The sequence below is a fragment of the Streptomyces sp. NPDC019443 genome (assembly GCF_044389785.1).
Taxonomy (GTDB): domain Bacteria; phylum Actinomycetota; class Actinomycetes; order Streptomycetales; family Streptomycetaceae; genus Streptomyces.
The window spans coordinates 32,327-58,817 of record NZ_JBIRYJ010000025.1 but is presented as its reverse complement, the minus strand read 5'-3'; the positions used below and the strand labels follow the sequence as shown (position 1 = coordinate 58,817).

The following is a 26,491-nucleotide window of genomic DNA, read 5'->3' as shown; positions in this document are numbered from 1 at the left end:
CTGATGCCCGCGCGCTCTTGCGGCGGGCATGCCAACGAGTTTTCAGGCGGGCGGGAGAACCGGGCAACCGCTTCCTCCTTAGATGTCTAGAAGACGCCATAGGTGGCATTAGTAGCTCAACAGGCTGGAATGCACCTTGTGTTGGTACCGCCCGGCGGTCGTGGAGGGGGCTGGGGGGAATTTCTGCGGACTCCTCGCGGGTTGGGCTCCGATGAGTGTTGGTGATCACCGGGGAGGGTCAATGACCGAGGCGTTCGAAGTACCCGACGTGTCCGAGGTGTCCGAGGCAGGAGTGCAGGGGACCGTCGCGGACGGATTCGAGGGCGTACGGGAGGAATTCGACGCCGTACTCGCCGAAGGGCTAACCACCTCCGGCGCGCAGCTCACGGCGTATCTGAACGGGCGACAGGTCGTCGATCTGTGGGCCGGGGACGGTATGGCGGGCGATTCGCTCACCGGCGTCTTCTCTGTCAGCAAGGGCGCGGCGCACCTGGTCGTCGCGCTGCTCGTGCAGGACGGTGTGCTTGAACTCGACCGCGAAGTCGCCCACTACTGGCCGGAGTTCGCGGCCGAAGAGAAGGGCCGGATCACCCTGCGGCAGCTGCTCTCGCACAGCGCCGGGGTGATCGGAGTCGAGGGCGGCTTCAGCACGGCGGAGCTGGCCGACGACCGGGTTCTCGCCGAACGGCTCGCGGGGCAGCGTCCGTTCTGGGAGCCGGGCACGGCGTACGGCTACCACGCCCTTGTGATCGGGGCCCTCACCGGCGAGGTGGTGCGCCGGGTCGCCGGGCGGTCGATCCAGGAGCTGTTCGAGGAGCGGATCAGGGCTCCGTACGGGCTGGACTTCCACCTCGGTCTGCCCGAGGCGCTCGAATCGCGTTACCTGGAGGTGCTGCCGATGCAGCCCACGCCGGAGCAGCGCGCCGAACTGGAAGGCAATTTGCCGGATCCCAAGAGCCTTGCTGCGATCGCCTTCAACTCCCACGCCGAGCCGCCCACGGACCTGCTGGACTTCATCAACACGCGTGCCGTGCGCGAGCTTGGCCAGGCCTCGGCCGGCGGCGTCGGGAACGCGCGCGGGGTGGCGGCGATGTACGCGGCGGCGATCAACGAGATCGACGGCCGGGCGCCGCTGCTCACGCCGGAGACGATCGCGGAGTTCGCCCGGCTGCACACGGTGGGCGCCGACGTGGTCACGGGGGAAGCGGAACACTTCGGCCTCGGCTTCCAGGCGTTGGGGATGCGGTACCCGTTCCTGGGCGCGAACGCGTTCGGCCACAGCGGCGCGGCGGGGGCCCAGGCGTTCGCCGATCCGGGCAGTGGGGTCGCGTTCGGCTACGTCCGGCGCCGGTTCGCCTTCCCGGGCGGCGCGGCCCCGGAGAACGAGCGGCTGGCGGCGGCGGTCGTGCGGGCCGCGGCGGGGGTGTAGGCAGCGGGGCGTCCCGCGGCAGCGGGCGGGGCCGCACTCGCAGAGCGCGGTCCCGCCCGCTGCCGCAGGTCAGCGTGCGGCTACGCCGTCTCCGCAGGTCAGCGTGCGGTCGCGCCCGTTTCCGGCGGCAATGTCAGACCCGCGAGGCACACTGAATACATGTGCCGCAGCATTAAGACTCTCCGCCCGCCCGTCCTCCCCGAAGAGGCCACCGAGGACGACATCCACGCCGCCGCCCTGCAGTACGTACGCAAGGTGTCCGGTTTCCGTGCCCCCGCCGCGCACAATCGCGAAGTCTTCGAGCAGGCCGTCGACGAGATAGCCGAGGCGACCCGCAAGCTGCTCGACGGGCTCGAAGTGCGTGGGTCCGGTGGGTCCGGCGGGGCCGCTAAGAGGCCGGTTCGTGAGCCGGCGTCTGTGTCGGGCGCCGCATGACGTAGGCCGCCAGCGCGCCCGCCGCGAACAGCGCGAGGACCGAGATGGCCGCGCCGATCCAGCTTGCGCCCAGCCATGCGCCGCCGAAGTAGCCGAGGCCCACGCTGTAGCCCGCCCAGGCCACGCCCGCCAGGGCCGACCAGGGCAGGAACTCCTTCACTTTGCGATGTGCCGCGCCCGCGCCCAGGGAGACGACCGAGCGGCCGGCCGGGGCGAAGCGTGCGATCACGACAAGCGCGCCGCCGCCGCGGCTGAGGGCCGTGCCAAGACGTTCCTGCGCGCTGGTCAGCTTGCGCGAGCGGGCGATCGCCCGGTCCAGGCGGTCACCGCCGCGCCAGGCCAGGCGGTAAGCCACGAGGTCGCCGAGCACGGACGCGGTGGCCGCGCACAGGATCAGGACGAGGAGCGAGGGCACTTCTTGCGGGACCCGGCCGGCCGCGGCCTCGACGGACGCGGTGGCCGTGGCGGTGGTAGAGCCCGCCGCGGCCGCGGTCGCCGCCGTGATCACCAGGACTCCGCTGGGCAGCACGGGCAGGAAGACGTCGAGAAGTACGGAAAGGGCCACCACCGCGTAGATCCATGGGCTGCCGGTCAGCGACCCCACACTCTCGAGCACCCGAACTCCCCGGTTCGTAAAATACGCCGCGACGTCGCAGGGGAGCGGCAGGGGCGGCAGTACAGCTGTACAGCGTACGCCTGAGGTTTACCTCGAGATCGCCAGGGGTCGAAGTTGTTGTACGCCTCACTGCCACCCGGGCGGACGCGGGATGCACGAAGCGCCCGGTCCCTCGTCGTACGGGGCCGGGCGTCCTACGTACTGATGGACCGTCAGGCCGACGCGGTCGGGTCGGCGCGGTCAGGCGGGGACCGTTGGGCGGGGACCGTCAGGTCGCGACCGCCGTGGTCTGCTCCTTGCGCTCCTCGTCCGTCGGCCGGCTCTCGCCGCGCGGGGCGAACACCCGGTCCAGCGCGAGTGCGCCCGGTCCGGTGAAGACCAGCAGCAGGAAGGCCCAGCAGTAGAGCGCGGAGCCCTCGCCGCTGTTCTGCAGCGGGAAGAGTCCCTTGGGCTGGTGGACCGTGAAGTACGCGTACGCCATAGAGCCCGACGCGATGAGCGCGGCGGCACGGGTGCCCAGGCCGAGCAGCACCAGGGTGCCGCCGACCAGTTCGATCACCGCGGCGTACCAACCGGGCCAGGTGCCGGCCGGGATGGTGCCGCCGCCGCCCGCCGCGCCGCCGAGCACGCCGAACAGTGCGGCGGCGCCGTGGCAGGCGAAGAGCAGGCCGACGACGATCCGGAACAGGCTGAGGGCGTACGGCTGGGCCTTGTTCAGACGGCCGGACAGTGAGGGGGAGGGGTTGGGCATGGGGACTCCTTCGGTCTGGGGACGTGAACCGATGAGGGAGGCCCCAGGTTAGGCGGGCCTAATCAATACTTGCAAGTTCAACAGTTGCTCGCCGACCGATTTTCGCCACGGATTCCGCTTCTGTGTTCCTGCGTGACGCTCCGAGGGTGCGCAGGGCGGCGCGCGCCACGGCGTCCGCGTCCGAGAGCGTCACCGAGTCCACACCCGGCCTGGCCCCGGCCGCGGTCACCCAGTGCACGCCCTCGGTGGGCACCCCGATCGCGAAGCTCCGTGGGTGCGGGCGGCCCTGACGGTTTATCAAACGGTACGGGCGCTGCGTTACGTCCAGCCCTCCGGTTTCGTAACCGTCGATCGTGTGCGGCCGGCACTGGCCCGTCTTCAACAGCCGCCCCAGCAGCTCGTCGCAGGTCCGCCTGAGGTCCGGTTCCGGCAGCCGCGCCTCGATCAGCGTCGTCGCCGTGACGAAGGATCCGGGCACATCCGGCGACTCGGCGGTGAAGGCTCCGTCCAGGACCTCGTCGGACATCCCGATGGTGGTGCGCGGGCCGATCACGTCCAGTACGCCCGCCTCGATCAGGGCCGTCATCTCCTCGATGCGGCGACGCGGCGGGCCGATGGAGAGGAACGCGTTCAGCGGGGTGTACCAGCGGTCCAGGTGGTCGCGGCGGGAGCTGCCGGAGAGGCCGGCGTGGTCCACGATCAGGCGCAGCTCGTTGCGGAGATCGCGCAGTACGTCGAGGGCGGCCTTCAGCGGGCCCTCGACATTGCCGAGCGCGGCCGCGGCGGCGTCCTGGCGCAGATGGGCGAGGAGCCAGGCGCGGTGCTCGGCGGGGGAGGCGAAGCGCTCGTCGGCGTACGGACGCGAAATCCGGTCCCAGGACCAGCGGTCCCGGTGCGTGATGTCGAACTCGTCGAGTACGGCGGTCTCCTGGGGGCTGCCGTGGGGGGCGTCGAGGTAGCGGGCCCGGAAGCCGCGGAGGGCGAGGCCGTCGGGTCCGGAGCTGGGTCCGGGTCCGGAGCTGGGTCCGGGTCCGGGGCTGGGTCCGGGGGCGCGTTCGGGTTCGGGGCCGTGTTCGGGTTGGGGTTCGCGTGCCGCGAGCAGCGCCTCGTAGTGCACCGTCTCCACTTCCTTCGCCACGAGCGGCCATATCTCGGTGAGGAAGTCCGGCGGGTCGCCCTCGTCCGCGCGCTTGCGGAAGACGGTGATCACGTCGGGCGTGAGCACCAGCGGCTCGTGCCGCCCGAACGAGCCCTTCGCGTTGTCGCCGCGCGCCTGGTAGGGGACGCCGCGCCGAGATCCCGCGTGGAGCCGCGGTTCGCGGCCGGAGGGGGCGTAGGTGAGCGCACCGTCGTCACCGCGTACGAACGCACCGCCGCGGCCGGTCGTCAACAGCGCCATGTGGTCGAAGAAGTTGAGACCGAGGCCGCGCAGCAGGACCGATTCTCCCGGGGCTATGGGGGAGAGGTCGAGGTCCGCGGGGTTGGCGGGCCCGAAGTAGCGCAGGCGGGGGTGGCGGGCGGCGTACTCGGCGAGGTGCGCCTGGGTCTGCCGGGAGACGACGGGCAGATGCCCCTGCGCGAGGATCACGGCGGAGAGCCCGGTGATGGTGGCGCCGTCATCGAGGGTGAGGGTCTGGAGCGGGGCGGTGGCCGCGTACGCGTCCGGTCCGGTGGCCGTGAGCTCGTCGAGTGCGGTAGCCGCGGGCGCGTCCGTTCCGGCGCCCCCGGGTGCGGTGGCGTCGCCCGCGGTACGGGGTTGGGGCACTGTGCCGCGGGCGCCCGCCCGCGTCCCGGCTGCCGTGGCCTGCGCCTCCGGCCGGGTCCGCGCGGCTGCCGCCGGCGCCCCGTCCGCCGCAGCCTGCTCCCGGTCGTCCTCAAGCCGTACCGCCCGTGCCCTGTGTACCTCCACCGTCACCGACTCCGGGGCCGACGCCACAGACCTGCTGAATGCCCATTCCAGGTAGCGGCCGTAGCACGCCCGCGTCGGATAGTCGTCCGGGTCGAGCTTCTCCCCGGCGATCCCCGTCGCCCACTCGTACAGGGTCGGGCCCGGGAGGATCGGGCCCTCGCAGGCAACGCTGTCGTCCGTGAACAGCGTGACCTGCGACGCCACCGTGTTCATCAGAAGCTCCGCGGACTGGTCCGTGCGCCAGACGCGGCCCGGGCCCGGGGGCGCCGGGTCGACGAGGTGGATCGTCAGCGGCGTGTCCGGGGTCAGTTCGGGGGCCGACGCGCAGAGCCGTTCGAGCACGGAGGTGCCGCGCGGGCCCGCGCCGACGACCGCAATGGCGCGGGCAGCGGCGGGGGCTCCGGTGGGCGAAGCTGCGGACCATGCGTCGCGTACGTCGGACAAAGCGGTGACTCCCGGGGCATGGGGGGCTGCATGGAAGCTGAGCGTCCGGGTCATCATGCCGGGGGTGCGCCGGGAGTCGAACCCCTGGGGTCGAGGATCATCCTCCGCTGTGGGAAGGATCACGGCTCGCAGTCAGCTCCCGCTCGTCCGCCGCCACCAGCCGCGCGCGAGCGTCGGCACCCGCCCCGACCACCTGCGCCTGGTCCAGCCGCAGGTTCGCCGAACGGCCCCGCAGCATCAACGTCATCAGCTGATTGCCGAACCAAGGACCGCCCGTGCGTCCCCAGTTCACCGCCGACCTGCGCACGCGGCCATGGCGGGCCAGCGCATGGCCGAGCCGCCGGCCGACCCGGCTCCAGCCGAAGGTGAATCCGAGCTGTATCGAGCGCGGGATGGAGTTGTGCACGGGCGAGCAGGTCAGCTGCAGCACCCGGGAGTCGGGCTGCGCGGCGTCCGGCCACTCGGGCTCGGCGACGTACGCATGGTGCACATCGCCCGACAGTACGCATACCGTCGCCGGCGCGTCCTCCCCGCTGCCGACCTCCGCGATCAGGGCCGCCAGCTTCTCGAAAGAGGCGGGGAAGGCCGCCCAGTGCTCCAAGTCGGCCCGTCTGCGCAGGTTCTCGCCGAACCGCGCCCATCTCTCGCCTCGCTCACCGCGGCACAGCGCGGCGTTCCAGCTCTCCGCGTCGTGGATCAGCGGCGGCAGCAGCCACGGCAGCGAGGTGCCGATGAGCAGGTGGTCGTACGACCCCCGCCCGGCCAGCGCCTGGTCGCGCAGCCAGCGGGCCTCGTCCTGGTCCAGCATCGACCGCCGCTGCTCTTCCAGGACGCGGCCCGCGCGCGTGTCCACCATCAGCAGCCTGGTCCGGCCGAAGTCGCGGCGGTAACTCCAGCGCACACAGGCCGGGTCGGTGTCGGCCTCCTCCGCGAAGCGCCTGAGCCGGTCGGTCCCGTCGTCAGTCGCCCGTACCGCCGCGTACAGCTCGTCCGACTCCAGCGCCGCCGGGGAGAGATTGCCCAGGTGCTGGTAGACCCAGTACGACATCAGGGCGCTGAGCACCCGCTTCTGCCACCACGGGGTGGTCCGCATCTCCGCCAGCCAGGACGCGCTGGTGTTCCAGTCGTCGATCACGTCGTGGTCGTCGAAGATCATGCAGCTGGGGACGGTGGAGAGCAGCCAGCGCACCTCGGGGTCCAGCCAGGACTCGTCGTAGAGGCGGGTGTACTCCTCGTAGTCCGAGACCTCCGCGCCGGGAGGCTCGCTCAGATCCCTGCGGGTGGCGATCCATTCCTTGGTCGCCTTGGACGTCGCGTCCGCGTACACCTGGTCGCCCAGCAGGAGCAGCACATCGGGCCGTACGGCATCGGGCTCGGCGGCGAGCTTCGCGGCGAGGGTGTCGAGCGCGTCCGGCCCGATCGGGTCGTGCTCGTCGGCGGGCGCGGACGACCAGCGGCACGAGCCGAAGGACACGGTGACGCCGGGGGAGGGGACGTCGGGCATACGGATGGTGCTCGCCGGGAATGGAGAGTCCTCGAGCGGCCAGACCCGGTGGCCGTCGAGCAGCACTTCGTACTCCGTCGCCGTGCCGGGCGTCAGCCCGGTGACGGGGACCAGCGCGTAGTGGTGGCCTTCGATCCGGAATGTCGGCGAAGCACCCTTTGCGCCGTCCGCGCACCGGACCTCGGCCGTGCACGGCCGGTCGGCCTCGACCCAGACGGTCGCGCTCCCGCCGGATTCCCAGTCGACATACCGCAGCAGTGGTCCCAGGCGCAGCCCGGTCATGTGTGCCCTCCTCCGTCGCACCGCACCGTACGGTACGGAACGACAGAGGAGGGGGAACAGGTTCCGGCCGGATCGTGGCCGGAGTGTAAGCGGCTGGTCAGCAGCCGTTCAGTACCGACTGCAGCGCGCTCTTCTCGGCCGAGTCCACGGACAGGTTCCAGTGGTGCTTCACGTGCACCCACATCCGGGCGTACGTGCAGCGGTAGGCGGTCCGCGGCGGCAGCCACTCCGCCGGGTCGAGGTCGCTCTTGGCCTGGTTGACGTTGTCGGTGACGGCGATCAGCTGCGGGCGGGTGAGGTCGTTGGCGAAGGACTGCCGCTGGGCCGTGGTCCAGCTGCTCGCGCCGGAGCGCCAGGCTTCGGCGAGCGCCACGACGTGATCGATGTCCAGGTCGGAGGCGAGGGACCAGGTGGCGCCGTCGTACTCGGAGTACCAAGTGCCGCTGACCGCCGCACAGCTGGAGTCCTGCTGGACGTTCTGGCCGTCGCGCTTGAGGACGACCTCACGGGTGTTGCACGTGCCCGACTGGGTGATCCAGTGCGGGAACTTGTCGCGGCTGTAGCCGGTGGAAGAGCCTTCCGCCGTCACCGTCAGCTGGCCGAGATACGTACGGGCGGTGGCGGCGCTGATCGGGGTGGGCGGGGAGGCCTGCGCGGTGGGGGCGGTGGCGAGCAGACCGGTGGCAGCGAGGGCGGAGGTTGCGGCGAGTACGGCTATACGACGGAAGCGACGCGCGTAGACACCATGCATGCGAACTCCTTTGATGTGGGGGGTACTTGGCCGTTCGGGCGTGGCCATGGTGGCGGCGCCAGGTTTCTTGTGGGTGGGCGCCAGGTAACAGGGTGGCGACATGGGCACGTCACATCAAGTGCTGACGCCCCCGGAACTCCCGAGGTGGCTCTGGACATCCGCAGAAATCCCAATAAATCTCCCGACTGCAAGGGAGCTGACGCCCCGGCACATGGCGTGCGGCGGCGTAGGGTTGCCGGGTGCTGCTGTCGGTCAATGTCACGTTCGGAGTCGTGCTGGCCGTGCTGCTGGCCGTCGCGGCGACGGTGGCAGCCGTCGCTCAGCTGGGACGGGGGCGCGAGATCGCGGTGGCCGGCGTGCGGGCCGCGGTCCAACTCGGGGCCGTCTCCCTGGTGATCGGCTGGGTGGTCCGCTCCGTACCGCTGCTGCTCGCGTTTCTGCTGCTGATGTACGCGGTCGCGGTGCGCACGGCCGGCCGACGCATCACCGCGAACAAGACCTGGTTGTGGGCCTGGCTACCGATCGCCGCGGGCGTCGTGCCCGCCGTCTGTGCCCTGCTGCTCACGGGCATGGTCCCGCTGAAGGGCATCGCGCTGATCCCGGTGACCGGCATCCTCATTGGCGGCGCGCTCACCGCGACCGTGCTCGGCGGGCGGCGGGCCCTGGACGAGCTGAAGCTGCGGCACGGCGAGGTGGAGGCGGGGATGGCGCTCGGGCTGCTCGACCGGGACGCCCGGATGGAGGTGGCGCGCGAGGCCGCGTCCGACGCGCTGCTGCCGGGGCTCGATCAGACCCGGACCGTGGGTCTGGTCACACTGCCGGGCGCGTTCGTCGGGATGCTGCTCGGCGGGGCGTCACCACTGCTGGCGGGCGCGGTGCAGCTGTTTGTACTGGTCGCGCTGATGGCGGTGCAGGCGGTGGCGGTGTCGCTGGTGCTGGAGTTGGTGGCGCGGGGGCGGCTCCACCGCGATCCGGTCTGACGGCCGGGGTGCCGTACCCTCGACGGAGCAGAAGGGGAGTAGCTCTTCGCCGGAACGTCGACATACTGCTGGGCCTCGTTGCCCGGCCGGCGCCCGGAGGCGGACCTTTTCGAGTTTCGAGACCCTGGTTTCGAGACCTCGGTTTCGAGAACTCGGTGAGACCCGCCAGCGAGACCTTCGGCCGCAGTACCCATGTATCCATTCATGGTGCTGCCGTGCCGAAGCGACTCCTGAAACGCTCAGGACTCTCGGCAGGGCCGCGCCCGACCGATTGAGGAACCCCAACCGTGATCAGCTTCACCGTCATGGCGGTCACCTTCGGTGTCGTCTTCCTCGCCGAACTCCCCGACAAGACCGCCCTCGCCGGTCTGATGCTCGGCACCCGCTACCGCGCCTCATACGTCTTCGCGGGTGTCGCCGCCGCCTTCGCCGTCCATGTCACGCTCGCCGTCGCGGCGGGCAGCGTGCTGACCCTGCTGCCGCACCGGCTGGTGCAGGCGGTGGTCGGCCTGCTCTTCCTCGCGGGCGCGCTGATGCTGCTGATGAAGAAGGACGACGGCGAGGAGGAGAAGGTCAAGGCCCCGGCCGACCAGTCCTTCTGGAAGGTCTCCGGGGCGGGCTTCATGCTGATCCTGGTCGCGGAGTTCGGCGATCTGACCCAGATCATGACGGCGAACCTCGCGGCCCGCTACGACAACCCGCTCTCGGTCGGGATCGGTGCGGTGCTGGCGCTGTGGGCGGTGGCGGGGATCGGGATCCTGGGCGGGCGGACGCTGATGAAGTACGTGCCGCTGCGGCTGATTACGAGGGTGGCGGCGGGGGTGATGCTGGCGCTGGCGGGGCTCAGCCTTTATGAGGCGCTGGCGGGGTAGGGCTGCGCGGTGCGGGTGCGGGTGCGGTGCGGGAGCGGCGGGCCTGTTCCCCTACCCTCCCCCTACGCCCTGGCGGGCGTGGGGGGACCCCCACTTCCCGATCTGGGGCTCCGTCCCAGACTCCGCGCCTCAATCCCCCCAGACTTCGTCCGGGGGGACTCCCACGGGGCTGGATTTGCCTGCCCGTCCGGCCGGGACCCGTCGGACGGGCAGGCACTTTTAAGCCCGTCCGGCGATTGAGGACAGCGCCCGAAGGGCGTCCGGGTTCCGGGGCGGAGCCCCGGTTACTTCGTGACGTGGAGGCGGATCGTGCCGTCGGGCGTCGCCTCCACGCGCAGCCCCGTCAGGTCCTGGACGTGGACGTCCGGGGCCAGTGCCGACGCGCGCGGGCCCACCCCCACCACCCGCATCCCCGCCGACCTCGCCGCCTCGATGCCCGCCTCCGAGTCCTCGAAGGCCACGCAGTCCGCCGGGGCGAAGCCCAGCTCCGCCGCGCCCTTGAGGAAGCCCTCCGGGTCCGGCTTGCTCGCGCCGACGCGTTCGGCGGTGACCCGGGTTCGCGGCATCGGCAGGCCGGCCGCGGTCATCCGGGCCTGGGCGAGCGCCTCGTCCGCCGAGGTCACCAGGGCGTGCGGGAGCGCGGCGATCGCCGCCATGAAGGCCGGGGCGCCCGCGACGGGGACGACGCCTTCGGTGTCCCCGGTCTCCTGGGCGAGCATCACGCGGTTGTCGGCGTGGTTCTGCTCCATCGGCCGGTCCGGGAGAAGCGCCGCCATGGTCGCGTACCCCTGTCGGCCGTGGACGACCTTCAGGGCCTCGTCCGGGTCCAGGCCGTGCTCGGCCGCCCAGACGCGCCAGCAGCGCTCCACCACCGCGTCCGAGTTGACGATGGTGCCGTCCATGTCGAGCAGGAGGGCACGGGCGGTCAGGACGGGCGGCGGGACGGTTGCCGGCATCGGCGTACTCCAAGGCGCGGGAGAAGAGAGACAAGGCGGTTCCGCCCGCCGGTCAGGGAGTGCGGGCGGAACCACTTTGTTCAACCACGATACAAAAACAGACCGGTCGGCGCTACCCCAAGCCTGGACTCACGGCTCGCTCGTCTCCGCCTCCAGTGCCCGGCGCGTCTTCGGTCCGTAGACCCCCTTGGGATCACCCTTGACGTTCCGGCTGTCCTGGTACGACCGCACCGCGTCCTCGACCGACTGTCCGTACTGTCCGTCCATCGGGCCCACGTACAGCAGCACCTTGGCCAGCCGCTGCTGGAGCTCCACGACCTCCGGTCCGCTGTCCCCGCTGCGCAGCGTGCCCGCCCCCGGCGCCTGTGGCTCCTCGGACACCGAACCCGTGGCCTGCGCCGTCGAGGGCGGTGGGGCCGACGGGTCTGCGGGTGCGGAGGAGTCCGCGGACGTACTCGCCGAGGACTGCCCCGCCGACGCCGTACCCGACGGCGAGGCCGAGGCGTCGGCGGACGCGGACCCGGATGGCGATGACGTGGGTGTGTCCGGCAGTGCGCTCACGGTCGGCGCGCTCGTCCCCCTGTCCGGCAGGGCCTTCTCGCGCTCGTCGTCCCCGGAGAAGAGCCCTCCGGCGAACGCCGCGGTCCCGGCCACCGTCACCGCCGCCGCGACCACCATGAGCCCCTTGTGCGACTTGTGCGACCGTCGGCGCCCGCGGTGCCGCACCGGGGTGAGGTCCACGGGGTCGAGAGTCTCCGGCTCGTCATGCGGCGCCAGATCCACCGCGTGGCGCGGCGGCAGTGGCAGTGGCAGCGGCACCGTCCCGCCGTCCGGCGCGGGACCGCTCTCGGCCACGTTCCGCAGCGTTACATATGGCCGTACGCGCAGCGGATCGAAATCCTCGACCGCCGCGGCCTCCGCCTCCCGCTCCGCCTGTACCGCGTCCGCGGCCCGCTCCGCGCAGGCGCAGCCGGGCCCGGCTCTGCCCTCGTTATCTCGCGGCGTACCGCATTCAGGACACAGGTGTCCGGTCATTGCTGATTCCCTCCCCTTGCGCTGCGAGCGATTATGCAGCCCCCTCGCGACGCCCAACGGCGCCCGGTCGCCCGGCGCCGCCCGCCCCGCCCGCTCGGCAGGCCGTAACCGGTCACAACGCCCAGGATGGGGAGGAGAGTGATGGAGGGCCGCGTAACCGAGGAGATCGGCATGGCTCAGGAATTGCGCACTCCGGCCGTGAACCCGGCCCCGGACGAGGGCCAGAACCGGCAGGCCGTCCTGGCAGCCATCGGCGCACTGCTCCTCGGCATGCTGCTCGCCGCCCTCGACCAGACCATCGTCTCCACCGCCCTGCCGACCATCGTCAGCGATCTCGGCGGCATGGACCATCTGTCCTGGGTCGTCACCGCGTATCTGCTCGCCTCGACCGCGGCCACCCCCCTGTGGGGCAAGCTCGGCGACCAGTACGGCCGCAAAAAACTCTTCCAGGCCGCCATCGTCATCTTCCTGATCGCCTCCGCGCTGTGCGGCGTCGCCCAGAACATGCCGCAGCTCATCGGCTTCCGCGCGCTCCAAGGCCTGGGCGGCGGCGGCCTCATGGTGCTGTCCATGGCGATCGTCGGCGACATCGTCTCGCCACGCGAACGCGGAAGGTACCAGGGCCTGTTCGGCGCGGTCTTCGGCACGACCAGCATCCTCGGCCCGCTGCTCGGCGGCTTCTTCACCGAACACCTCAGCTGGCGCTGGGTGTTCTACATCAACCTCCCCATCGGCCTCGTCGCGCTGCTCGTCATCGCCGCCGTACTGCACATCCCGGCCCGCCCGACCCGGCACACCATCGACTACCTCGGCACATTCCTCATCGCCTCCGTCGCCACCTGCCTGGTCCTCGTCGCCTCCCTCGGCGGCACCACCTGGGCCTGGGGATCGGCGCAGATCATCGGCCTCGCCGTACTCGGCGCCGTACTCCTCGTCGTTTTCGTGTACGTCGAGCAGCGCGCCGCCGAACCGGTGCTGCCGCTCAAGCTGTTCCGGATCCGCACCTTCACGCTCGTCGCCGTCATCAGCTTCGTCGTCGGCTTCGCGATGTTCGGTGCGATGACCTATCTGCCGACGTTCCTACAGGTCGTGCACGGCATCTCACCGACCTTGTCCGGTGTGCACATGCTGCCCATGGTGCTCGGCCTGCTGCTGACCTCGACCTTGTCGGGCCAGTTCGTCAGCCGCACCGGACGCTGGAAGGTCTTCCCCATCGCGGGCACCGGCATCACCGCCGTGGGCCTGCTGCTGCTCCACCGGCTCGACGAGACCAGCTCCACCGGAGAGATGAGCGCGTACTTCTTCGTCTTCGGCGCCGGTCTCGGCCTGGTCATGCAGGTGCTCGTACTCGTCGTCCAGAACGCCGTCAGCTACGAGGACCTGGGCGTCGCCACTTCCGGCGCGACCTTCTTCCGTTCCATCGGGGCCGCGTTCGGCGTCGCCATCTTCGGCTCGATCTTCACCAACCGGCTGGAGCACATGCTGGCCGAAGCGCTCGCCGGACGGTCCGTGCCCTCCGGCGTCGGTCCCGGGCAGCTGGCCGCCGACTCGCGCTTGATCGCCGAACTGCCGCCCGCGCTGCGCCCGCCGGTGCTCCACGCGTACTCGGCGTCCATCACCGACGTCTTCCTGTACGCCGTGCCCGTGGTCGTCGTGGCGTTCCTCGTCTCCTGTTTCCTCAAGGAGGACAAGCTGCGCGGCTCGGTCACCGCGCCTGATCCCACCGAGACCCTGGCCTCCAACCCGGTCCACCGCTCCTCCCACGAGGAGGTGGCGCGGGCCCTGTCGGTACTCGGCTCGCGCGAGGGCCGGCGCAAGATCTACGAGAAGATCACCGAAAGGGCGGGGTACGACCTGCTGCCCGCGGCCAGTTGGCTGCTGCTGCGCATCCGCCGCCACGGCATCGTCGAGCCCGCCCTGCTCGCCGACTCCACGCTCGTGCCGCTGCGCGTCATCACCGAGGCCGGCCGCCAGCTGGAGGAACGCGGCCTCGCCCGCCGCGAGGGCCTGGATCTGATGCTCACCGACCGGGGCATGGAGACGGCCGTACGGCTGGCGAAGGCCCGCGAAGACTCGCTCGCGGAACTGCTCGGCGACTGGTGGGGCCCGGAGCGGCCGACCAATCTGGTGCAACTGGTCCGGGAGTTGACCGCGGAGCTGTGCGGCTCGGACCAGGAGCGGCCGAACGGCCCGCAGCCCAGGCGCGACCACTCGGCCTGAACTCGGCCTGGACTCGGCCCGAACTCCGCCCTGCCGCCTCACAGCTCCTTGCCGTACCAGATTTCCATGTACGGACCCGAGCAGTACGCCGGGATCTCGGCGTAGCCGTGCCGGACGTACAGGGTGCGTGCCTCGATCAGATCGAGCCGCGTATTGAGAACCATGCGCCGCGCGCCGAGCCCGCGCGCCTCGTCCTCCAGGGTCCGCAGCAGCAGCGCGGCGCCCTCCTTGCCGCGGAAGGCCGGCCGCAGAAACACCCGCGTGAGCTCGGCGCGCTCGGCGTCCAGCAGCAGGATGCCGCCGCAGGCCGCGGCCTTGCCGCCGTACCGTCCGACGACGAACTGGCCGGTGGGCGGCGTGAGTTGCCCGACGCCGTCCCCGGTGAGCCCCTCGTCGATCTCCCGGGGGGTCGCGGGCCGCTTCCAGTAGCGGCTCGCGACCTCGTCGTAGTAGTCACGCCGCAGGGCACTCGCGTCGGGGGAGTCGAAGGCCTCGGGGGCCAGGGTCCAGGTGGTCATACCGGTCTCTGTACCGGACGGACAGCCCCGCGGCCAACGATTTCCGCCGCTCAGTCCGTGCTACGTGCCGACATGCCGACGTGATACGTGCTAGGCCTTCGGGGCGGCCTGCTGGACGACCTCGAAGGACCACAGCGTCGACCCGGTGGCGGCGGGCTTCGGCCGCTCGCCACCCTCGCCGCCTCCGCCCCCACCCCCGTGCGAGGCGCGCATAGAGCCCTCCATCCAGGCCTGGAAGGACGCCTCGTCGGCCCAGCGCGTGTAGACGAGGTACTGGTCGGTCCCTTCGAGCGGGCGCAGCAGCTCGAACCACTCGAAGCCGTCGGAGTTCTCCACCGAGCCCGCACGGGACGCGAAGCGCTTCTCCAGCACCTCGCGCTGCTCCTCGGGAACGGTCAGGACGTTGATCTTCACGATGCTCATGAGTCCCATCCTGCCGTACGGCATACGCCCGCCGGCGGCGCCTCAGGCCACCACACGTCCCAGCAGGAACCCGTCGTACCCCTTCGCGCCCACCGTCTGGACCGCCGTCGCGTCCAGCCGCGGCTCCTGTGCCAGCAGCTCGTACATCCGCCGTGTACCGACGATCGCCGGGTCCGTGCTGTCCGCGTCCAGCACAGCGCCGCCCCGGATCGCGTTGTCGACGATGATCACGCTGCCGGGGCGGCTGAGCTTCAGCGCCCACTCCACGTACTGCGGATTGTTCTGCTTGTCCGCGTCGATGAAGACCAGGTCGAACGGGCCCGTGCCCGGCTCCGTCGCCAGCTTCGGCAGCGTTTCCAGCGCCGCGCCCGTCCTGACCTCGGCGATCTTGTCGAGTCCCGCGAGGGCGATGTTCGCGCGGGCCACCTCCGCATGGGCCGGGTTGTATTCGAGGGAGATCAGTCTGCCGTTCTCCGGCAGCGCTCTGGCCAGCCAGATCGTGCTGTAGCCGCCCAGCGTGCCGATTTCGAGGACCGTGCGCGCGCCCTGCATCTGTGCCAGCAGATACAGCAGCTTGCCCTGGTTCGGCGCGACCTGGATGGGCGGGAGACCGGCCGCATCGCTCGCCGCGAGGGCCGCGGTCAGGGCTTCGTCGGCGGGCGCGAGGTGGTCGGTGACATAGCTGTCGACGGCGTTCCACTGGTCCTGGGGCTGCTCCTTGGTCATGCGCCCCAACCTATTTCAGTCGACCGGCGGCGGCACGGGAATCAGCGACGGCGGCAGGACGGGCCTGCGCCGCCGGTGCTGCGGATCTCGCAGTTCCGGTGCCGTCCGAGAGATGTCCCGAGAGATATTCAGCCAAAACGGGGTGACAGTCAGGCGAAGAGGGGGTTGCCTGAGTCTCCTTCATGGAGCAATGCGAGGCTCTATGAACCAGGAACGCGGAACGTAGGGGAGGCGCGGCGCGACGTGGCGAACGCGGAGCACAGCGTACGCGGGAGGGCGACGACGGACACGAGGATGGGCGCGGCCAGGGCCGCCCTCTGGCTCGTAGCCGCCGTACTTGCGATACGTCAGACGGCGGCGGTGCTCCGGCAGCCGCCCGGTGAGCGGCTGACCGACCTGGAGACCTGGATTGGCGAAAACGGCGTCCTGCATGTGAAGGGCTCGCTGTACGACGCCGACAAGTTCACCGGCACGCCCTTCGCCGGACTCGTGCTCAAACCACTGGCCCGCTCCGCCGAGCAGAGCCTCGGCGTCGCCTGGACCTTCGGCACTCTCCTGCTCGTCGTAGGCATAGGCCTGGTCGTCGCCCGCGCCCTGCCCGGCCCGGTCTCGCGCCGCAGCGGTCTGCTCGCCGCGCCCATCGCCATCAGCCTGCTGATGCTGTCGCTGCCCGTACGCAACAGCTTCTACCTCGGCCAGACCAGCATCATCCCGGTCCTGCTCGTCCTCCTCGGCTGCTTCGCCGCGCGCGGGGAGAGATCCTCGGGCGTACTGATCGGCCTCGGCGCGGCCCTTCAGCCCACCGTCCTCCTCTTCGCGCCACTGCTCTGGTTCACCGGCCGCAGAAGCGCCGCCGTCAGCTCGGCAAGCACCTTCGCCGCCCTCTCCGCGCTCGCCTGGGCCGCGCTGCCCAGCGACTCCTGGACCTACTGGGTGCACCATGTCGCGGGCGCGGGCCTCGGCGCCCGCCCGGACAGCCTCGCCAACCAGTCCGTGCACGGCGCACTGCTCCGCTTCGGCCTCGAGGGCCCGCTCGAGATAGCCCTGTACGTCGCCCTCGCCGCCGTCGTCTGCTGGTTCGGCCTGCGCCGCGCCGTCCGGTACGCCCAGGACGGCCAGCTCCTCCTCGCCGTCGCCCTCACCGGCTGCGCCGCCGTCGCCGTCTCGCCCACCGCCTGGCAGCACCAACTCCTGTGGGTGCTCCTCGCCGTCGTCGGCCGCGTCGGAAAGCGCGCCTGTGACCGCATGCTCTGGCCGGTCCTGATCATCCTGGCGATGACCCTGCCCGGGAAGATGCTGCTGCCCAACATGGCGTTGCTCCACCCCGTACGCGACAACGTCCTGCTGATCGCCGCGCTCGCCGCTGCCTGCGCCGTGCCCTTCCTGCCGCGCACCTCGCCGTACTTCCGCCGGCCCGTCCCCACCGAGTACGCAACGCCCGCCCCGGCCCGCTGGACCCGGGTGCCGCTGCTGCCCTTCTGGCGGCGCGTCCTCAGCCGCCCCAACCTGCTCCTCGAACTCCTGGTGATCCGGGTCGGCTACTCCGTCTACTCGCACATCCGCGCCGCCGCGACCGGCGGCGTCGCCGCAGCCGAGGAGCACGGCCGTCAGATCATCTCCGTCGAGCAGGCCCTCGGCCTCGACATCGAGCACTGGGTCAACCACGCGGTGGTGAACGCGAAGTGGGCCGAAGCCTTCTTCGACTTCTACTACACGTCCTTCCACTTCGTGGTCCCGCTCGCCATCCTCGGCGTCCTGTACGTCCGCCGCCCCGCCGACTACCGCTGGGCGCGCTCCTCGCTCGCCTTCGCGACGGTCCTCGCGCTCCTGGGCTTCTGGCTCTACCCGCTGGCCCCGCCGCGCCTGATGCCCGGCATGGGCTTCATCGACACGGTCCACGGCCCGCAGGACCTTGCCAACCCGGACTACGGCGCGATGACCGCCGTCACCAACCAGTACGCGGCCATGCCCTCGCTGCACTTCGGCTGGTCCCTCTGGTGCGGCCTGGTCGTCTTCATCCTCGCGCCCAAGCTGTGGATGAAGCTCCTCGGCCTGCTCCACCCGCTCCTCACCGTCTGCGCGATAGTCGCCACCGCGAACCACTGGGTACTCGACGCGGCGGGCGGAGCGGCAGTGGTGGGCGCGGGCTTCGGCCTCACGTACGTGCTGGCCGGCCGGCGCGATCTCCTGGTGCCCCAGGGCGCGGTGCCGCCCGCGCGGACACCTGTCGGAACCCCGGTCCCGGCCGCGCCGAAGTAGCACGCGCGCCCCAGGGAGTACGGGTCGTGCCCGCACCCCCTGGGGTGGATCGTCGCGTTCAAGCCAGCATCCGCCCGCGCCGCCGGTTCCGCCACCTGGGCGCTACCGGGACCAGTGGCCTGTCCGGCGGATCTTGCCGGACAGGCCCCTGGTCCCGAGGAGGGCTCAGCGCTTGAGCGTGAAGGTGAAGTCGCCGGAGAGCTTGCCGCTCAGCCGGACTGCCGAAACGAGTTTCCCCTCCGTGAGCAGTCTCTCGACCTCGGCCCACGAAAGACCGCAACCTTCAGCGATCAGACGCACCGGCCGGACCGGGATCCGCGCCGCAAAGCGGACCGAGACGTCGATCACCTCGCGGTCCAGGTGATCCGATCCGCCGGTGTCGAGGCACCAGGCGTTGCCCCAGTCGAGGGCGATGCGGTTACGGCGCCGCACGACCGGATCCTGGAGCAACTCAGCTGTCAGGCCAGGGTCGTTGTCATGCAGCCGGTCCAGCAGCTCAGGTCGTACGGAGCGCACATTCATCCGCTCCAGGACCGTGAGCTTTGCAGTTTCCCCGCAAGCGGTACAGAGCGCGAGGAGCCAGGCGTCGATGAGCTTGTGGTTTGCGTTGACGCGAAATTTACCGCTTGCCCGGAAGCGCTCGGACGCGCACGCGTGGCAACGGCGGAGAACGAGCGGCAGGCAGGTGGGCACGACCACCCAGTTTTCGAGCACAGAAGTACACCGGTTTCAGTGAGAAGTCCGCAGCAAAAAGGAGCGCGGCGCACATGTGCGACGCGCGACGATTCAGCGCTCGGGAGGTCTCACAGGGTGTACAACGGCACGTCCTTGACCAGACGACTTGGTTCGGCAGCACGGTAATGGCGCACAGCGGCGCTGTTCCACTGGTTTTCGAGCGCCTCACCGCCAGGTTCTGTCCGGCGGATCATGGACGAAGCCAGAGCCAGATCGCGGCGACGGTGACGGTGCCGTGGAAGGTGCCGTGGAAGACGTAGGCCCGCTTGTCGTACCCCGTGGCCACGGCCCGGAAGTTCTTGAGCCTGTTGATCGCCCGCTCGACCTCGCTCCTGCGCTTGTAGATCGTCTTGTCGAAGCCGGCGGCCGACCGCCTTTGCTGCCCCGGCGCTTGCGGTTGGCCCGCTGGTCCTTCGGCTCGCGGATGGTCTGCTTGATGTGGCGTCTGTGCAGGTAGCGGCGGTTACGGCGGGAGCTGTACGCTCACCCAACGCCCGCCCCGCTGGCCCGTCTTGGGCAAATGTGGCTTCAGCCGGGCCCACTCGTCGTTCGTCAGATCTCCCCGTCCCACGACGGGCGCAACGACCCCGGCCCGAACCAGTCGCATGATTCGCCGGACAGGCCCTAGTCGTCCGAGCCGGTAGCCGACGGCGGTACCTCGACAACGAAGAACAGGAAGGTGGTTTTGATCGAAAGGTCATGGAAGTCGTCGGGGAACAGCTCACGGGCAGCCGGGTCGGGCTGCGGCTCGCTGATGACGGCAAGGCGGAAGCCGGCGGTGGTGAAGGCATCGGTCATCGCGTGCAATGGCTTGCGCCAGAACCTCATTGGGACGGACTGCCCGTTGAACTTCCAGTCGAAGCCATAGCTGGTGGTCGCAAAGTAGTCGGGCCGAGGATCCTGGATCGTGTAGGCCACGAAAGGGTGGTCCACCGACGCGATCAGCCGGCCGCCGGGCCTGAGCACTCGCCGCAACTCGGCCAGCGTCGGCCCCCAGTCCTCCAGGTAGTGCAGCACCAGCGACGCGACCACGTCGTCGAACGCACCGTCGGCGAACGGCAGGCGGTCGCTCAAGTCGACCACGTGCAGGGCCACGTCGTCACCGAGCCGACGTCTTGCCAACGCCAGCATCCCGGCGCTGGCGTCGATGCCGGTGACGACCGCACCGCGGTCGCGCAGTGCAGCGGACAGGGGGCCCGAGCCGCAACCGGCGTCCAGGATCCTGCGGCCGGCCACGTCTCCGGCGAGAGCCAACATCGCGGGCCGCTCGTAGTACGCGTTCACAAGGTTGTTCTCGTTCTCCACCGAGTACGCCTCGGCGAAACGGTCGTAGTCATTCACCTGGTCCCGATCTGCAGACTGGGCGAAGCTCTCGGGCACGTCGGTTACGCGTTCCATCGTCGCAGCCTAGTAGTCACATGATCCGCCGGACAGGCCACTAGCCAGGTGCGGATCGACGCCACCGACGCCCCTTCCGGCCACCCGCCGGTGAGGGCGGGCGTCCTACTGTGTGAGGGGCACCGCCCTCCATCCGACCAGCAAGGAGCACCAGGCCGTGAAGGTCGAAATCCAGCCGGACGTACGCGACATCGCCGCTCAGTTAGGGGCCGGAGTTCCCTACGCGCTGAAGGTCCTGGCCGGCCAGCTGGCCGACGACCCCGACATGGGCCGGCCCTCGGGTCTGCCCGGCATCCTCACCGTGACGGTCGACGGCGACCTGTTCGAGGACTGCCCCGACCTTTCCGTCGGCTACATCCGCGAGCCGGACCGGATCGAGATCCGGTTTCTGAGAGCGGCCCCCTCCACCGAGCCCTCCACGGACGCCCATGACCAGGAGCAGGAGCAGGGTCGAGACCAGGACCAGCCTGCCGACCCTGCTGTCGCCGCGGTCACCGTACGGGAGGTCGCCGATGCCTGGCGGCGCATCACCGGCTGGCTCAAGCACAACGCCCCCGACTCCTACGCTGCGCTCCGCGCCGGCGCCGGCCCCGCCGCCATCGCCGCCATGGAAGGCGACCTCGGCATTCAGATACCCGTCGAGCTGCGCGTCCTGTGGCTGCTGACGGCGGGTGACGACGGGGGCAACGGCTGGGGATGCCTTCCGGGCAATGGAGCTCTGATGACCCTGGACGCCGTGGCCGCCGTCTACCGGCTGAAGATGGACTCCCAGGCAGACCTGGACACCCTCAACGCCGACCGCCTCGAAGAGGAGCGGATCACCGTGTGGAGGCCAACCTGGATTCCGGTTGTTGCTCTGAGCCCAGCTGACAGCACCTATGGCTTGTACCTGGATGCCGCGACCGGCTACCTGGGCAGCTGGTCCCGCTACAACGAAGCCCCCGGCGAGGAACTCGACACGCTGGTCACCTACCTGGAAGAGGCTGCCGACATGCTCGAAAACCCGGACCTGGCCACGCGGGACAAGCCCGGCCTGATCGGTGGGGCGCTGGTGTGGCTCAGCAGCATCGACCCCACGCGGGAAGACCAGTGGCACCCCCTGACCGGCTGACCACACACGAGAAGAGGGCCAGCCCCTGCGGGCTGGCCCACACGCAAAGCAACACGATCGAGATCATGGTTCAAGGGGCGGGAATCCATTCAAGCCAAGGGGTCACGCCGGCGCCGAAGACGCACGGCCGACCAGGCCGCCCGCCAGCGGTCCGGGGCATCGCGCCGGACAGGCCCAACGGCCGGCTGATCCAAACCACAGGGCCTGGTCGCAGTCCTCAATGTGCGGTGGTGTGCGGGCGGGCGCGCCGGGCGTCGTGGAGGACCGAGCCCCACCACAGGAGCTGGTCGAGCAGTACCTTCGCGGCGCCATTGGGGCCCTCGGGGTCCCTGAGGATGCCGTCGGGGCCGAAAAGCTCGTAGTACCGGGGGAAGGCGACATAGTCGCGGACCGTGTGGGCCTGCAACTCGCCGAAGACCTGGCGCAGCTGCTCCATCGCCAGGATGCCGCCGCTCCCCCCGCTGTACCCGACGAAACCGACCGCCTTTGCCTGCCACTCGGTGTAGTGCCAGTCGATGGCGGCCTTCAGCGAGGCCGGGAAGCTGCGGTTGTACTCCGGCGTCACCACGACGATCGCGTCGGCCGCCGTGATCCGCCGGGTGAGGCCCGCCATCTCGGCGGGACGGGCCATGTCGGGCTCGAGCGCCGGCGGCACGGGCGGCAGCTCGAGCGGCAGGGGTGTATCCGCGAGATCGATGAGGTCCACAGTGAACTGGCCGTGCTGCTCGGCCTGCTCGACGAACCACCGCGCGACTACTGGGCCGAACCGGCCCTCCCTGACACTCCCGATGATCACCGCGAGGTTGAGGGTCTCACTGGGCATGGCTGTGCTCCTTCTCCGCAAGTCAGTAGGTGACAGGTGACAGGTGACAGGTGACCTCGGTGGTCACGACTCTCAACCTGCCGGGTGGGGCGGAGACCAGGAAGGCCGGGCCGATACTGGTAGTGGCAGGGCCACGATCCCGGCGGCCACGCCTGTTACGTTCGCAACGTGAGCGACAACGAGCTGGGCATGTTCCTGCGTATCCGCCGTGAAGCCGTCACACCCGCCGAGGTGGGGCTGCCCACCGGGCCCCGCCGCCGTACGCCGGGCCTGCGCCGGGCCGAGCTGGCCACGCTCGCCGGAGTCAGCGTCGAATACGTGACACGGCTCGAGCAGGGACGCGACCGCCGGCCGTCCGCGCAAGTGCTCTCCGCGATGGCCGACGCGCTACGGCTGACCGCAAGCGAACGCATCCACCTGCACCGCCTCGCCAAGGGGGCCGAGGGCGGCTTCACTTGCATGGGCGGCGCGACACCGGCCCGCGCGGTGCGCCCCACAGTGCGGGCGCTGCTCGACCGCCTTGAGCCCGCCCCGGCCGTGCTACTCAATCGGCTGAGCGAGATCCTCGCCTGCACCGCAGGTTACGAGCGGCTGGCAGGACCCATCGGTCTACTGGACGGCAGGCCGCCGAACCTCGCCCGCTTCGTGTTCACCGACGACCGGGCGCAGACTGCCTACCCCGACTGGGACCGCATCGCCGACGAACAAGTCGCCGCCCTCAAGCAAGGGCCGTTCCGGGCGGATCAGCATGTCGCGGCGCTCGCGGACGAGTTGACCGTCGCCGCCGGGGCGACTTTCGCCGAGCGCGTGGACACCCTGCCCGGCCTCCCGAAGTCCAGCGGCATAGCACGGCTGATCCACCCCGAGGCCGGCGAGCTGCGCCTGGCGTACGAAGCCCTCGAACTGGCCGCCGACGACGACCAGCGCCTCATCGTCCACCTCCCCGCCGACGACGCCACATCCGCCGCGCTCGACCGCCTCACCGGCCGCATGCCGGGCGCGCTGCGCGCGGTGTCCGGCTGACGCGGGCGGTCAATGGCTCACCTCGAACCACACCGTCTTGCCTGGTCCGCGTCTTGTTTCCACGCCCCACTTGTCCACCACGGCATCCAGCAGCGCGAGCCCTCTGCCGGACTCCTCATCCGCGCCCGCGTCGCTGGCCGGCGGCAGCACGGGCGCGCGGTCGGTGACCTCGACCCGTAGGCCTTCCGGATGGCGCAGGATCAGCAACCCGCAGTGCCGGTCGGGCACATGGCGCACGACGTTGCCGAGCAGCTCGGTCACGGCCAGCTCGGCGGCGTCGGTCAGTTCGGGCATGCCCCACACGCCGAGGTAGCTGCGCACGATCCGCCGGACGTGCCGTGCGGAGTGCTCGCCGACGGTGAAGCGCATGCCGTACTGGGAAAGTTCTTCGTTCACGGTACGAGCGTGAGCTGTGTTGACTACTCTCGGCTACGGACCGGATACAACGTGCCCTGCCGTTGGCGGAGTTGAACGAGGGGATGCCGCCATGACTCACATCAATGTCCTCGACCCGAGCGCGTCGCCGCTGGACTATTACGGGTACGAGCTGCGGCGGTACCGCGAGGCGGCGGGGCTTACGCAGAAGCAGTTGGGCGGGATCATCTTCTGCACGGGGTCGCTGGTCGGCCAGATCGAGACGGCGCGGAAGTTGCCGACGGCGGAGTTCAGCGAGCGTGCGGATGTGGCGCTGGGTACGGATGGGTTGCTGTCCCGGCTGCTCGATCTGGTGTTACGGAGCCAACTCCCCGCGTGGTTCCGGCAAATCGCGGAACTTGAGGCTCGGGCGACGGAGATCTACGCGTTCCAGGCGCAGCTCGTGCACGGTCTCTTGCAGACAGAGGCGTACGCGAGGGCGGTGCTCGGCGTGATGGACCAGACCGATCTCGACCGCCGTGCGGCGGCTCGGCTGGCGCGACAGCGGATTCTGGACAAGGAGGAGCCGCCCGTGCTGTGGGCGGTGTTCGGCGAGGGGGTGTTGCACCAGGAGGTGGGCGGACCGGAAGCCATGCGGGGGCAACTGCTCAACTTGTTGTCCTACTTGGACAACCCCCGGGTGAATGTGCAGGTCCTGCCATTCACGGCTGGGGCACATGCGGGCTTGATGGGCTCATTCGACATCTTCCGTTTCGAGAGCGACCCGGCCATCGTCTACAGCGAGGACTACGAGACCGGACATCCGACCGCGAATCCGGTTGAGGCCAGGGCACGTTTACTCCGTTACGATCACCTCCAGGCCGCGGCCCTGTCCTTGCAGGACTCCGCGGAGCTGATCCGGCAGGTGATGGAGGAACGTTATGGGGAGCAACGCGCAGTGGCGTAAGTCGAGCTACAGCGGCGATACAGGCGGCTCCTGCGTGGAGTGCGCCCCCCTCAACGGCGCCGCCTGGCGTAAGTCCAGCTACAGCAGCGACCAGGGTGGCGACTGCATAGAGGTCGCCGAGACCCGCCACACCGTCGCCGTACGCGACTCCAAGAACCCCACCGGCCCCGCCCTCACCCTCGCCCCGGCCGCCTTCACAGCCTTCGTCTCGGCCGCCGCGCGGGGCCACCTCTAGCCAGTGCTGGCCTTTGGATGCGTCAGCCTGCTCGCAGGCTGACGCATCGACCTCACTTGCCTTGCAGCCACCAGACGATGATCGAAATGGCCGCTGTACCTAAGGCTGTACTGGCGCCTTTCGCAGCGTGTGCCGCTGCCGTACGCCCCCATCCCTTCCACTGTTTAATTGCGGCGGCACGGATGACTCCCGCGCCTGAGTCGCTAGACTTCACGGGTGGAGTGTCCTTTCCCAAGATCAACCGGCGAGGATGCTCGGAAGGGGGAGCTCCCGGGCCGGATGCCTGCCAGCGAGGCCTAGAGGGCTCCCTCTTTGCTGCCCGCAGTCGCTCCGGAGAGTCGACTCTTAGCAGCTGACTTCTTGCGCTGTTGTCTCCCTGTTTGCCCTCATTTCCCCCGTATTGTTGGTTGCTCGGGTCTGCCGCCGCCGGGCAAGGGCGCGCCCTTGGCAGGCGGCGGAGGCTCATCCATAATCAATTTGATTGCATCAAATTGAGCCGTGGAGGCGTAGTGGAAGCCGCCCACCCTGTTCTGACATGGCGGAAAAGCTCCCATAGTGAGCCGACTGGCAACTGCGTGGAGATCGCTGAAGTCGACGGCGTCTTCGTCCGCCATTCACAGTGCCAAGGGCCTGGCATTCTGACGTTCGGACGTGGGGCATGGCAAAGGTTCGTCCGACATGTGAAAGATCCTGCAGGAACGTTCCGTACAGCGCCGTAACCGCGCTGCAATCCATCGATTTCTTGTCGGTGTTTTCTTGCATTTCACGTACCCCCCATCCTGTCTAGCCGGAGAACAGGACCTCTTCGCTGACTTCTAGTGCGACGCCCTTCTCTACCTTCCAGAAGGCGTCCAGGTAGTCCGCCGGCTGTTTCCTCCTGCTGCCACCCGGTGTCTTTTCGCTCAAGAGCACCTCACCCTCGGGCGTTTCAAGGTATGCGACGATGTCATCGTCGTCGCTGAAGAATTCGAAGATGACGTACGGGGTCCTGAAGAATGGATAGATCCCGGCCGTAAAGGGCACGTACATGACCTTCGCGTTGGGCATTTCATTGACTGTCAGCAGCCGCTCGTGCTGTTGACGCATGATTGCTTCGCTGCCGATGGTGCGACGTAGGGCTGCTTCGTCCAGGATGAAGTAGAACTCTCCGGTATCAGCTTGCAGGACGCGGTCTTGTCGTTCCATCCGGAGCTGGACCCTCAACTCCAGGTCATCGCCGCCTGCGCCCTCCCCGCCCGCCGCGAAGCCTGTCATCAGTGCCCGTGTGTAGGCCTCAGTCTGAAGGAGGCCGGGTGTCACATTTCGCTCGTAGTTCCGGACGATCGAGGCCGATCCCTCGTATGCCAGGTACGCCTGGAAATCGGCTGACATGACCGAGCGATAGGGGGAATACCACGGAAGTTGGCGAGCTGACCGCGCCAGACTGATGAGTTCTTGAGCCTGCCCATCTTCGGTGATGCCATAGGTCGTCAGGAGAGCCATGGCATCGGTGACACTGACGCCGATCTTTCCGTTTTCGATCCTGATCACCTTTGATGGGGACCAGTCAAGTTCCTCTGCCACCTGCCGCTGTGTGAGGCCGGCCGATTCCCTGGCCTTCTTCAGCCGGTCACGGAGACGCTGGCGCTGGAAGAGTGGATTTTCGGTCACAGACAACAGGGGTCCCTTCGGTAGCAGAGATGGCGGTGGGGTCATCGGCCATCGGGCTCTCTGCGTTACGTCCCGGGCCGCCTAG

Annotated in this window: 26 protein-coding genes and 1 pseudogene; 11 read left to right on the top strand and 16 right to left on the bottom strand. The window is 69.7% G+C overall.

Annotated features, from left to right (window positions below; translation table 11 throughout):
• The first annotated feature begins 241 nt into the window (after positions 1–241).
• Together ACH492_RS37785 and ACH492_RS37780 are read left to right on the top strand one after the other, a co-directional pair.
• Positions 242–1,429: a serine hydrolase domain-containing protein gene (locus ACH492_RS37785; protein ID WP_398993615.1), complete on the top strand. Its 1,188-nt coding sequence runs from the start codon at positions 242–244 to the stop codon at positions 1,427–1,429.
• Positions 1,430–1,588: 159 nt separating this feature from the next.
• Entirely contained in the window at positions 1,589–1,864 is a 276-nt protein-coding gene (locus ACH492_RS37780) for a DUF2277 domain-containing protein (protein WP_307663745.1), read from the top strand.
• On the opposite strand, the gene ACH492_RS37775 is transcribed toward ACH492_RS37780, so the two are convergent.
• The 5 genes from ACH492_RS37775 to ACH492_RS37755 all read right to left on the bottom strand — a co-directional run bounded on the left by ACH492_RS37775 (position 1,818) and on the right by ACH492_RS37755 (position 8,121).
• Entirely contained in the window at positions 1,818–2,480 is a 663-nt protein-coding gene (locus tag ACH492_RS37775; RefSeq protein WP_398993614.1) for a DedA family protein, read from the bottom strand. The two genes, ACH492_RS37780 and ACH492_RS37775, sit on opposite strands and share 47 nt — an antisense overlap.
• A 268-nt stretch (positions 2,481–2,748) precedes the next feature.
• Positions 2,749–3,210 (bottom strand): DoxX family protein, encoded by a 462-nt coding sequence (locus tag ACH492_RS37770; RefSeq protein ID WP_398993656.1) that lies wholly within the window; start codon positions 3,208–3,210, stop codon positions 2,749–2,751.
• A 79-nt stretch (positions 3,211–3,289) separates the two neighbouring features.
• Positions 3,290–5,584 carry an FAD/NAD(P)-binding protein gene (locus tag ACH492_RS37765; RefSeq protein ID WP_398993613.1) on the bottom strand — a complete coding sequence of 765 codons (2,295 nt, stop codon included), beginning with the start codon at positions 5,582–5,584 and terminating at the stop codon, positions 3,290–3,292.
• Between the two features lie 97 nt (positions 5,585–5,681).
• Positions 5,682–7,370 carry an alkaline phosphatase D family protein gene (locus ACH492_RS37760; protein WP_398993611.1) on the bottom strand — a complete coding sequence of 563 codons (1,689 nt, stop codon included), beginning with the start codon at positions 7,368–7,370 and terminating at the stop codon, positions 5,682–5,684.
• Positions 7,371–7,467: 97 nt separating this feature from the next.
• Positions 7,468–8,121: an HNH endonuclease family protein gene (locus ACH492_RS37755; protein WP_398993609.1), complete on the bottom strand. Its 654-nt coding sequence runs from the start codon at positions 8,119–8,121 to the stop codon at positions 7,468–7,470.
• A 239-nt stretch (positions 8,122–8,360) separates the two neighbouring features.
• Here ACH492_RS37755 and ACH492_RS37750 point away from each other — a divergent pair, with 239 nt between their 5' ends.
• Both ACH492_RS37750 and ACH492_RS37745 read left to right on the top strand, forming a co-directional pair.
• On the top strand, positions 8,361–9,101 hold the full coding sequence (locus ACH492_RS37750; protein ID WP_398993607.1) for an ABC transporter permease: 741 nt from the start codon (positions 8,361–8,363) through the stop codon (positions 9,099–9,101).
• A gap of 287 nt (positions 9,102–9,388) precedes the next feature.
• Positions 9,389–9,973 carry a TMEM165/GDT1 family protein gene (locus ACH492_RS37745; protein ID WP_398993605.1) on the top strand — a complete coding sequence of 195 codons (585 nt, stop codon included), beginning with the start codon at positions 9,389–9,391 and terminating at the stop codon, positions 9,971–9,973.
• 284 nt (positions 9,974–10,257) lie between these two features.
• On the opposite strand, the gene ACH492_RS37740 is transcribed toward ACH492_RS37745, so the two are convergent.
• Together ACH492_RS37740 and ACH492_RS37735 are read right to left on the bottom strand one after the other, a co-directional pair.
• Entirely contained in the window at positions 10,258–10,929 is a 672-nt protein-coding gene (locus ACH492_RS37740) for an HAD-IA family hydrolase (RefSeq protein WP_398993603.1), read from the bottom strand.
• 129 nt (positions 10,930–11,058) lie between these two features.
• A complete protein-coding gene (locus tag ACH492_RS37735) occupies positions 11,059–11,964 on the bottom strand; it encodes a peptidoglycan-binding protein (protein ID WP_398993602.1) in 906 nt (301 codons plus the stop codon).
• Between the two features lie 171 nt (positions 11,965–12,135).
• Here ACH492_RS37735 and ACH492_RS37730 point away from each other — a divergent pair, with 171 nt between their 5' ends.
• Positions 12,136–14,184: a DHA2 family efflux MFS transporter permease subunit gene (locus tag ACH492_RS37730; RefSeq protein WP_398993654.1), complete on the top strand. Its 2,049-nt coding sequence runs from the start codon at positions 12,136–12,138 to the stop codon at positions 14,182–14,184.
• A 38-nt stretch (positions 14,185–14,222) separates the two neighbouring features.
• Here ACH492_RS37730 and ACH492_RS37725 read toward each other — a convergent pair whose 3' ends face one another.
• From ACH492_RS37725 to ACH492_RS37715, 3 genes are all read right to left on the bottom strand, one after another.
• Entirely contained in the window at positions 14,223–14,702 is a 480-nt protein-coding gene (locus tag ACH492_RS37725) for a GNAT family N-acetyltransferase (protein ID WP_398993600.1), read from the bottom strand.
• A 90-nt stretch (positions 14,703–14,792) separates the two neighbouring features.
• A complete protein-coding gene (locus tag ACH492_RS37720; RefSeq protein ID WP_398993599.1) occupies positions 14,793–15,125 on the bottom strand; it encodes an antibiotic biosynthesis monooxygenase family protein in 333 nt (110 codons plus the stop codon).
• Positions 15,126–15,167: 42 nt separating this feature from the next.
• Entirely contained in the window at positions 15,168–15,851 is a 684-nt protein-coding gene (locus ACH492_RS37715; protein ID WP_398993597.1) for an O-methyltransferase, read from the bottom strand.
• 243 nt (positions 15,852–16,094) lie between these two features.
• On the opposite strand from ACH492_RS37715, the gene ACH492_RS37710 reads away from it, so the two are divergent.
• Positions 16,095–18,110 carry a bifunctional glycosyltransferase 87/phosphatase PAP2 family protein gene (locus ACH492_RS37710; RefSeq protein ID WP_398993595.1) on the top strand — a complete coding sequence of 672 codons (2,016 nt, stop codon included), beginning with the start codon at positions 16,095–16,097 and terminating at the stop codon, positions 18,108–18,110.
• 165 nt (positions 18,111–18,275) lie between these two features.
• Here ACH492_RS37710 and ACH492_RS37705 read toward each other — a convergent pair whose 3' ends face one another.
• The 3 genes and pseudogenes from ACH492_RS37705 to ACH492_RS37695 all read right to left on the bottom strand — a co-directional run bounded on the left by ACH492_RS37705 (position 18,276) and on the right by ACH492_RS37695 (position 20,243).
• Positions 18,276–18,824 (bottom strand): DUF1062 domain-containing protein, encoded by a 549-nt coding sequence (locus ACH492_RS37705; RefSeq protein ID WP_398993593.1) that lies wholly within the window; start codon positions 18,822–18,824, stop codon positions 18,276–18,278.
• A gap of 211 nt (positions 18,825–19,035) precedes the next feature.
• Positions 19,036–19,328: pseudogene (locus tag ACH492_RS37700) on the bottom strand (IS5/IS1182 family transposase); the annotation flags it as partial.
• A 141-nt stretch (positions 19,329–19,469) separates the two neighbouring features.
• Entirely contained in the window at positions 19,470–20,243 is a 774-nt protein-coding gene (locus tag ACH492_RS37695; protein WP_398993591.1) for a class I SAM-dependent methyltransferase, read from the bottom strand.
• 157 nt (positions 20,244–20,400) lie between these two features.
• On the opposite strand from ACH492_RS37695, the gene ACH492_RS37690 reads away from it, so the two are divergent.
• Entirely contained in the window at positions 20,401–21,354 is a 954-nt protein-coding gene (locus tag ACH492_RS37690) for a hypothetical protein (protein ID WP_398993589.1), read from the top strand.
• Between the two features lie 217 nt (positions 21,355–21,571).
• On the opposite strand, the gene ACH492_RS37685 is transcribed toward ACH492_RS37690, so the two are convergent.
• The gene (locus tag ACH492_RS37685; protein ID WP_398993587.1) at positions 21,572–22,177 is read right to left on the bottom strand and encodes an NADPH-dependent FMN reductase; all 606 of its coding nucleotides are present in this window, start codon (positions 22,175–22,177) and stop codon (positions 21,572–21,574) included.
• 168 nt (positions 22,178–22,345) lie between these two features.
• Here ACH492_RS37685 and ACH492_RS37680 point away from each other — a divergent pair, with 168 nt between their 5' ends.
• The gene (locus ACH492_RS37680; protein ID WP_398993585.1) at positions 22,346–23,200 is read left to right on the top strand and encodes a helix-turn-helix domain-containing protein; all 855 of its coding nucleotides are present in this window, start codon (positions 22,346–22,348) and stop codon (positions 23,198–23,200) included.
• Positions 23,201–23,209: 9 nt separating this feature from the next.
• On the opposite strand, the gene ACH492_RS37675 is transcribed toward ACH492_RS37680, so the two are convergent.
• The gene (locus ACH492_RS37675; protein ID WP_398993652.1) at positions 23,210–23,569 is read right to left on the bottom strand and encodes an ATP-binding protein; all 360 of its coding nucleotides are present in this window, start codon (positions 23,567–23,569) and stop codon (positions 23,210–23,212) included.
• Positions 23,570–23,687: 118 nt separating this feature from the next.
• Between ACH492_RS37675 and ACH492_RS37670 the strand changes: the two genes are divergently transcribed.
• From ACH492_RS37670 to ACH492_RS37660, 3 genes are all read left to right on the top strand, one after another.
• Positions 23,688–24,521 (top strand): helix-turn-helix domain-containing protein, encoded by an 834-nt coding sequence (locus ACH492_RS37670; RefSeq protein ID WP_398993583.1) that lies wholly within the window; start codon positions 23,688–23,690, stop codon positions 24,519–24,521.
• Positions 24,496–24,756 carry a DUF397 domain-containing protein gene (locus ACH492_RS37665; protein WP_398993581.1) on the top strand — a complete coding sequence of 87 codons (261 nt, stop codon included), beginning with the start codon at positions 24,496–24,498 and terminating at the stop codon, positions 24,754–24,756. The genes ACH492_RS37670 and ACH492_RS37665 overlap by 26 nt, the downstream gene beginning before the upstream one ends.
• Before the next feature lie 509 nt (positions 24,757–25,265).
• Positions 25,266–25,475, top strand: coding sequence for a DUF397 domain-containing protein (locus ACH492_RS37660; RefSeq protein WP_398993579.1), 210 nt, complete (start codon positions 25,266–25,268; stop codon positions 25,473–25,475).
• 64 nt (positions 25,476–25,539) lie between these two features.
• Here the strand turns inward: ACH492_RS37660 and ACH492_RS37655 are convergent, their stop codons facing one another.
• Complete coding sequence (locus tag ACH492_RS37655; RefSeq protein WP_398993650.1) at positions 25,540–26,406, bottom strand: helix-turn-helix domain-containing protein; 867 nt, start codon at positions 26,404–26,406, stop codon at positions 25,540–25,542.
• Positions 26,407–26,491 lie beyond the last annotated feature (85 nt).

What these genes read in the sequence shown, in the direction of transcription:
- ACH492_RS37785 (WP_398993615.1), top strand. Translation starts at nt 242, where the DNA reads ATGACCGAGGCGTTCGAAGTACCCGACGTGTCCGAGGTGTCCGAGGCA.
- ACH492_RS37780 (WP_307663745.1), top strand. Translation starts at nt 1,589, where the DNA reads ATGTGCCGCAGCATTAAGACTCTCCGCCCGCCCGTCCTCCCCGAAGAG.
- ACH492_RS37760 (WP_398993611.1), bottom strand. Translation starts at nt 7,370, where the DNA reads ATGACCGGGCTGCGCCTGGGACCACTGCTGCGGTATGTCGACTGGGAA.
- ACH492_RS37755 (WP_398993609.1), bottom strand. Translation starts at nt 8,121, where the DNA reads ATGCATGGTGTCTACGCGCGTCGCTTCCGTCGTATAGCCGTACTCGCC.
- ACH492_RS37740 (WP_398993603.1), bottom strand. Translation starts at nt 10,929, where the DNA reads ATGCCGGCAACCGTCCCGCCGCCCGTCCTGACCGCCCGTGCCCTCCTG.
- ACH492_RS37735 (WP_398993602.1), bottom strand. Translation starts at nt 11,964, where the DNA reads ATGACCGGACACCTGTGTCCTGAATGCGGTACGCCGCGAGATAACGAG.
- ACH492_RS37730 (WP_398993654.1), top strand. Translation starts at nt 12,136, where the DNA reads ATGGCTCAGGAATTGCGCACTCCGGCCGTGAACCCGGCCCCGGACGAG.
- ACH492_RS37725 (WP_398993600.1), bottom strand. Translation starts at nt 14,702, where the DNA reads ATGACCACCTGGACCCTGGCCCCCGAGGCCTTCGACTCCCCCGACGCG.
- ACH492_RS37720 (WP_398993599.1), bottom strand. Translation starts at nt 15,125, where the DNA reads ATGAGCATCGTGAAGATCAACGTCCTGACCGTTCCCGAGGAGCAGCGC.
- ACH492_RS37715 (WP_398993597.1), bottom strand. Translation starts at nt 15,851, where the DNA reads ATGACCAAGGAGCAGCCCCAGGACCAGTGGAACGCCGTCGACAGCTAT.
- ACH492_RS37695 (WP_398993591.1), bottom strand. Translation starts at nt 20,243, where the DNA reads ATGGAACGCGTAACCGACGTGCCCGAGAGCTTCGCCCAGTCTGCAGAT.
- ACH492_RS37685 (WP_398993587.1), bottom strand. Translation starts at nt 22,177, where the DNA reads ATGCCCAGTGAGACCCTCAACCTCGCGGTGATCATCGGGAGTGTCAGG.
- ACH492_RS37675 (WP_398993652.1), bottom strand. Translation starts at nt 23,569, where the DNA reads ATGCGCTTCACCGTCGGCGAGCACTCCGCACGGCACGTCCGGCGGATC.
- ACH492_RS37670 (WP_398993583.1), top strand. Translation starts at nt 23,688, where the DNA reads ATGACTCACATCAATGTCCTCGACCCGAGCGCGTCGCCGCTGGACTAT.
- ACH492_RS37665 (WP_398993581.1), top strand. Translation starts at nt 24,496, where the DNA reads ATGGGGAGCAACGCGCAGTGGCGTAAGTCGAGCTACAGCGGCGATACA.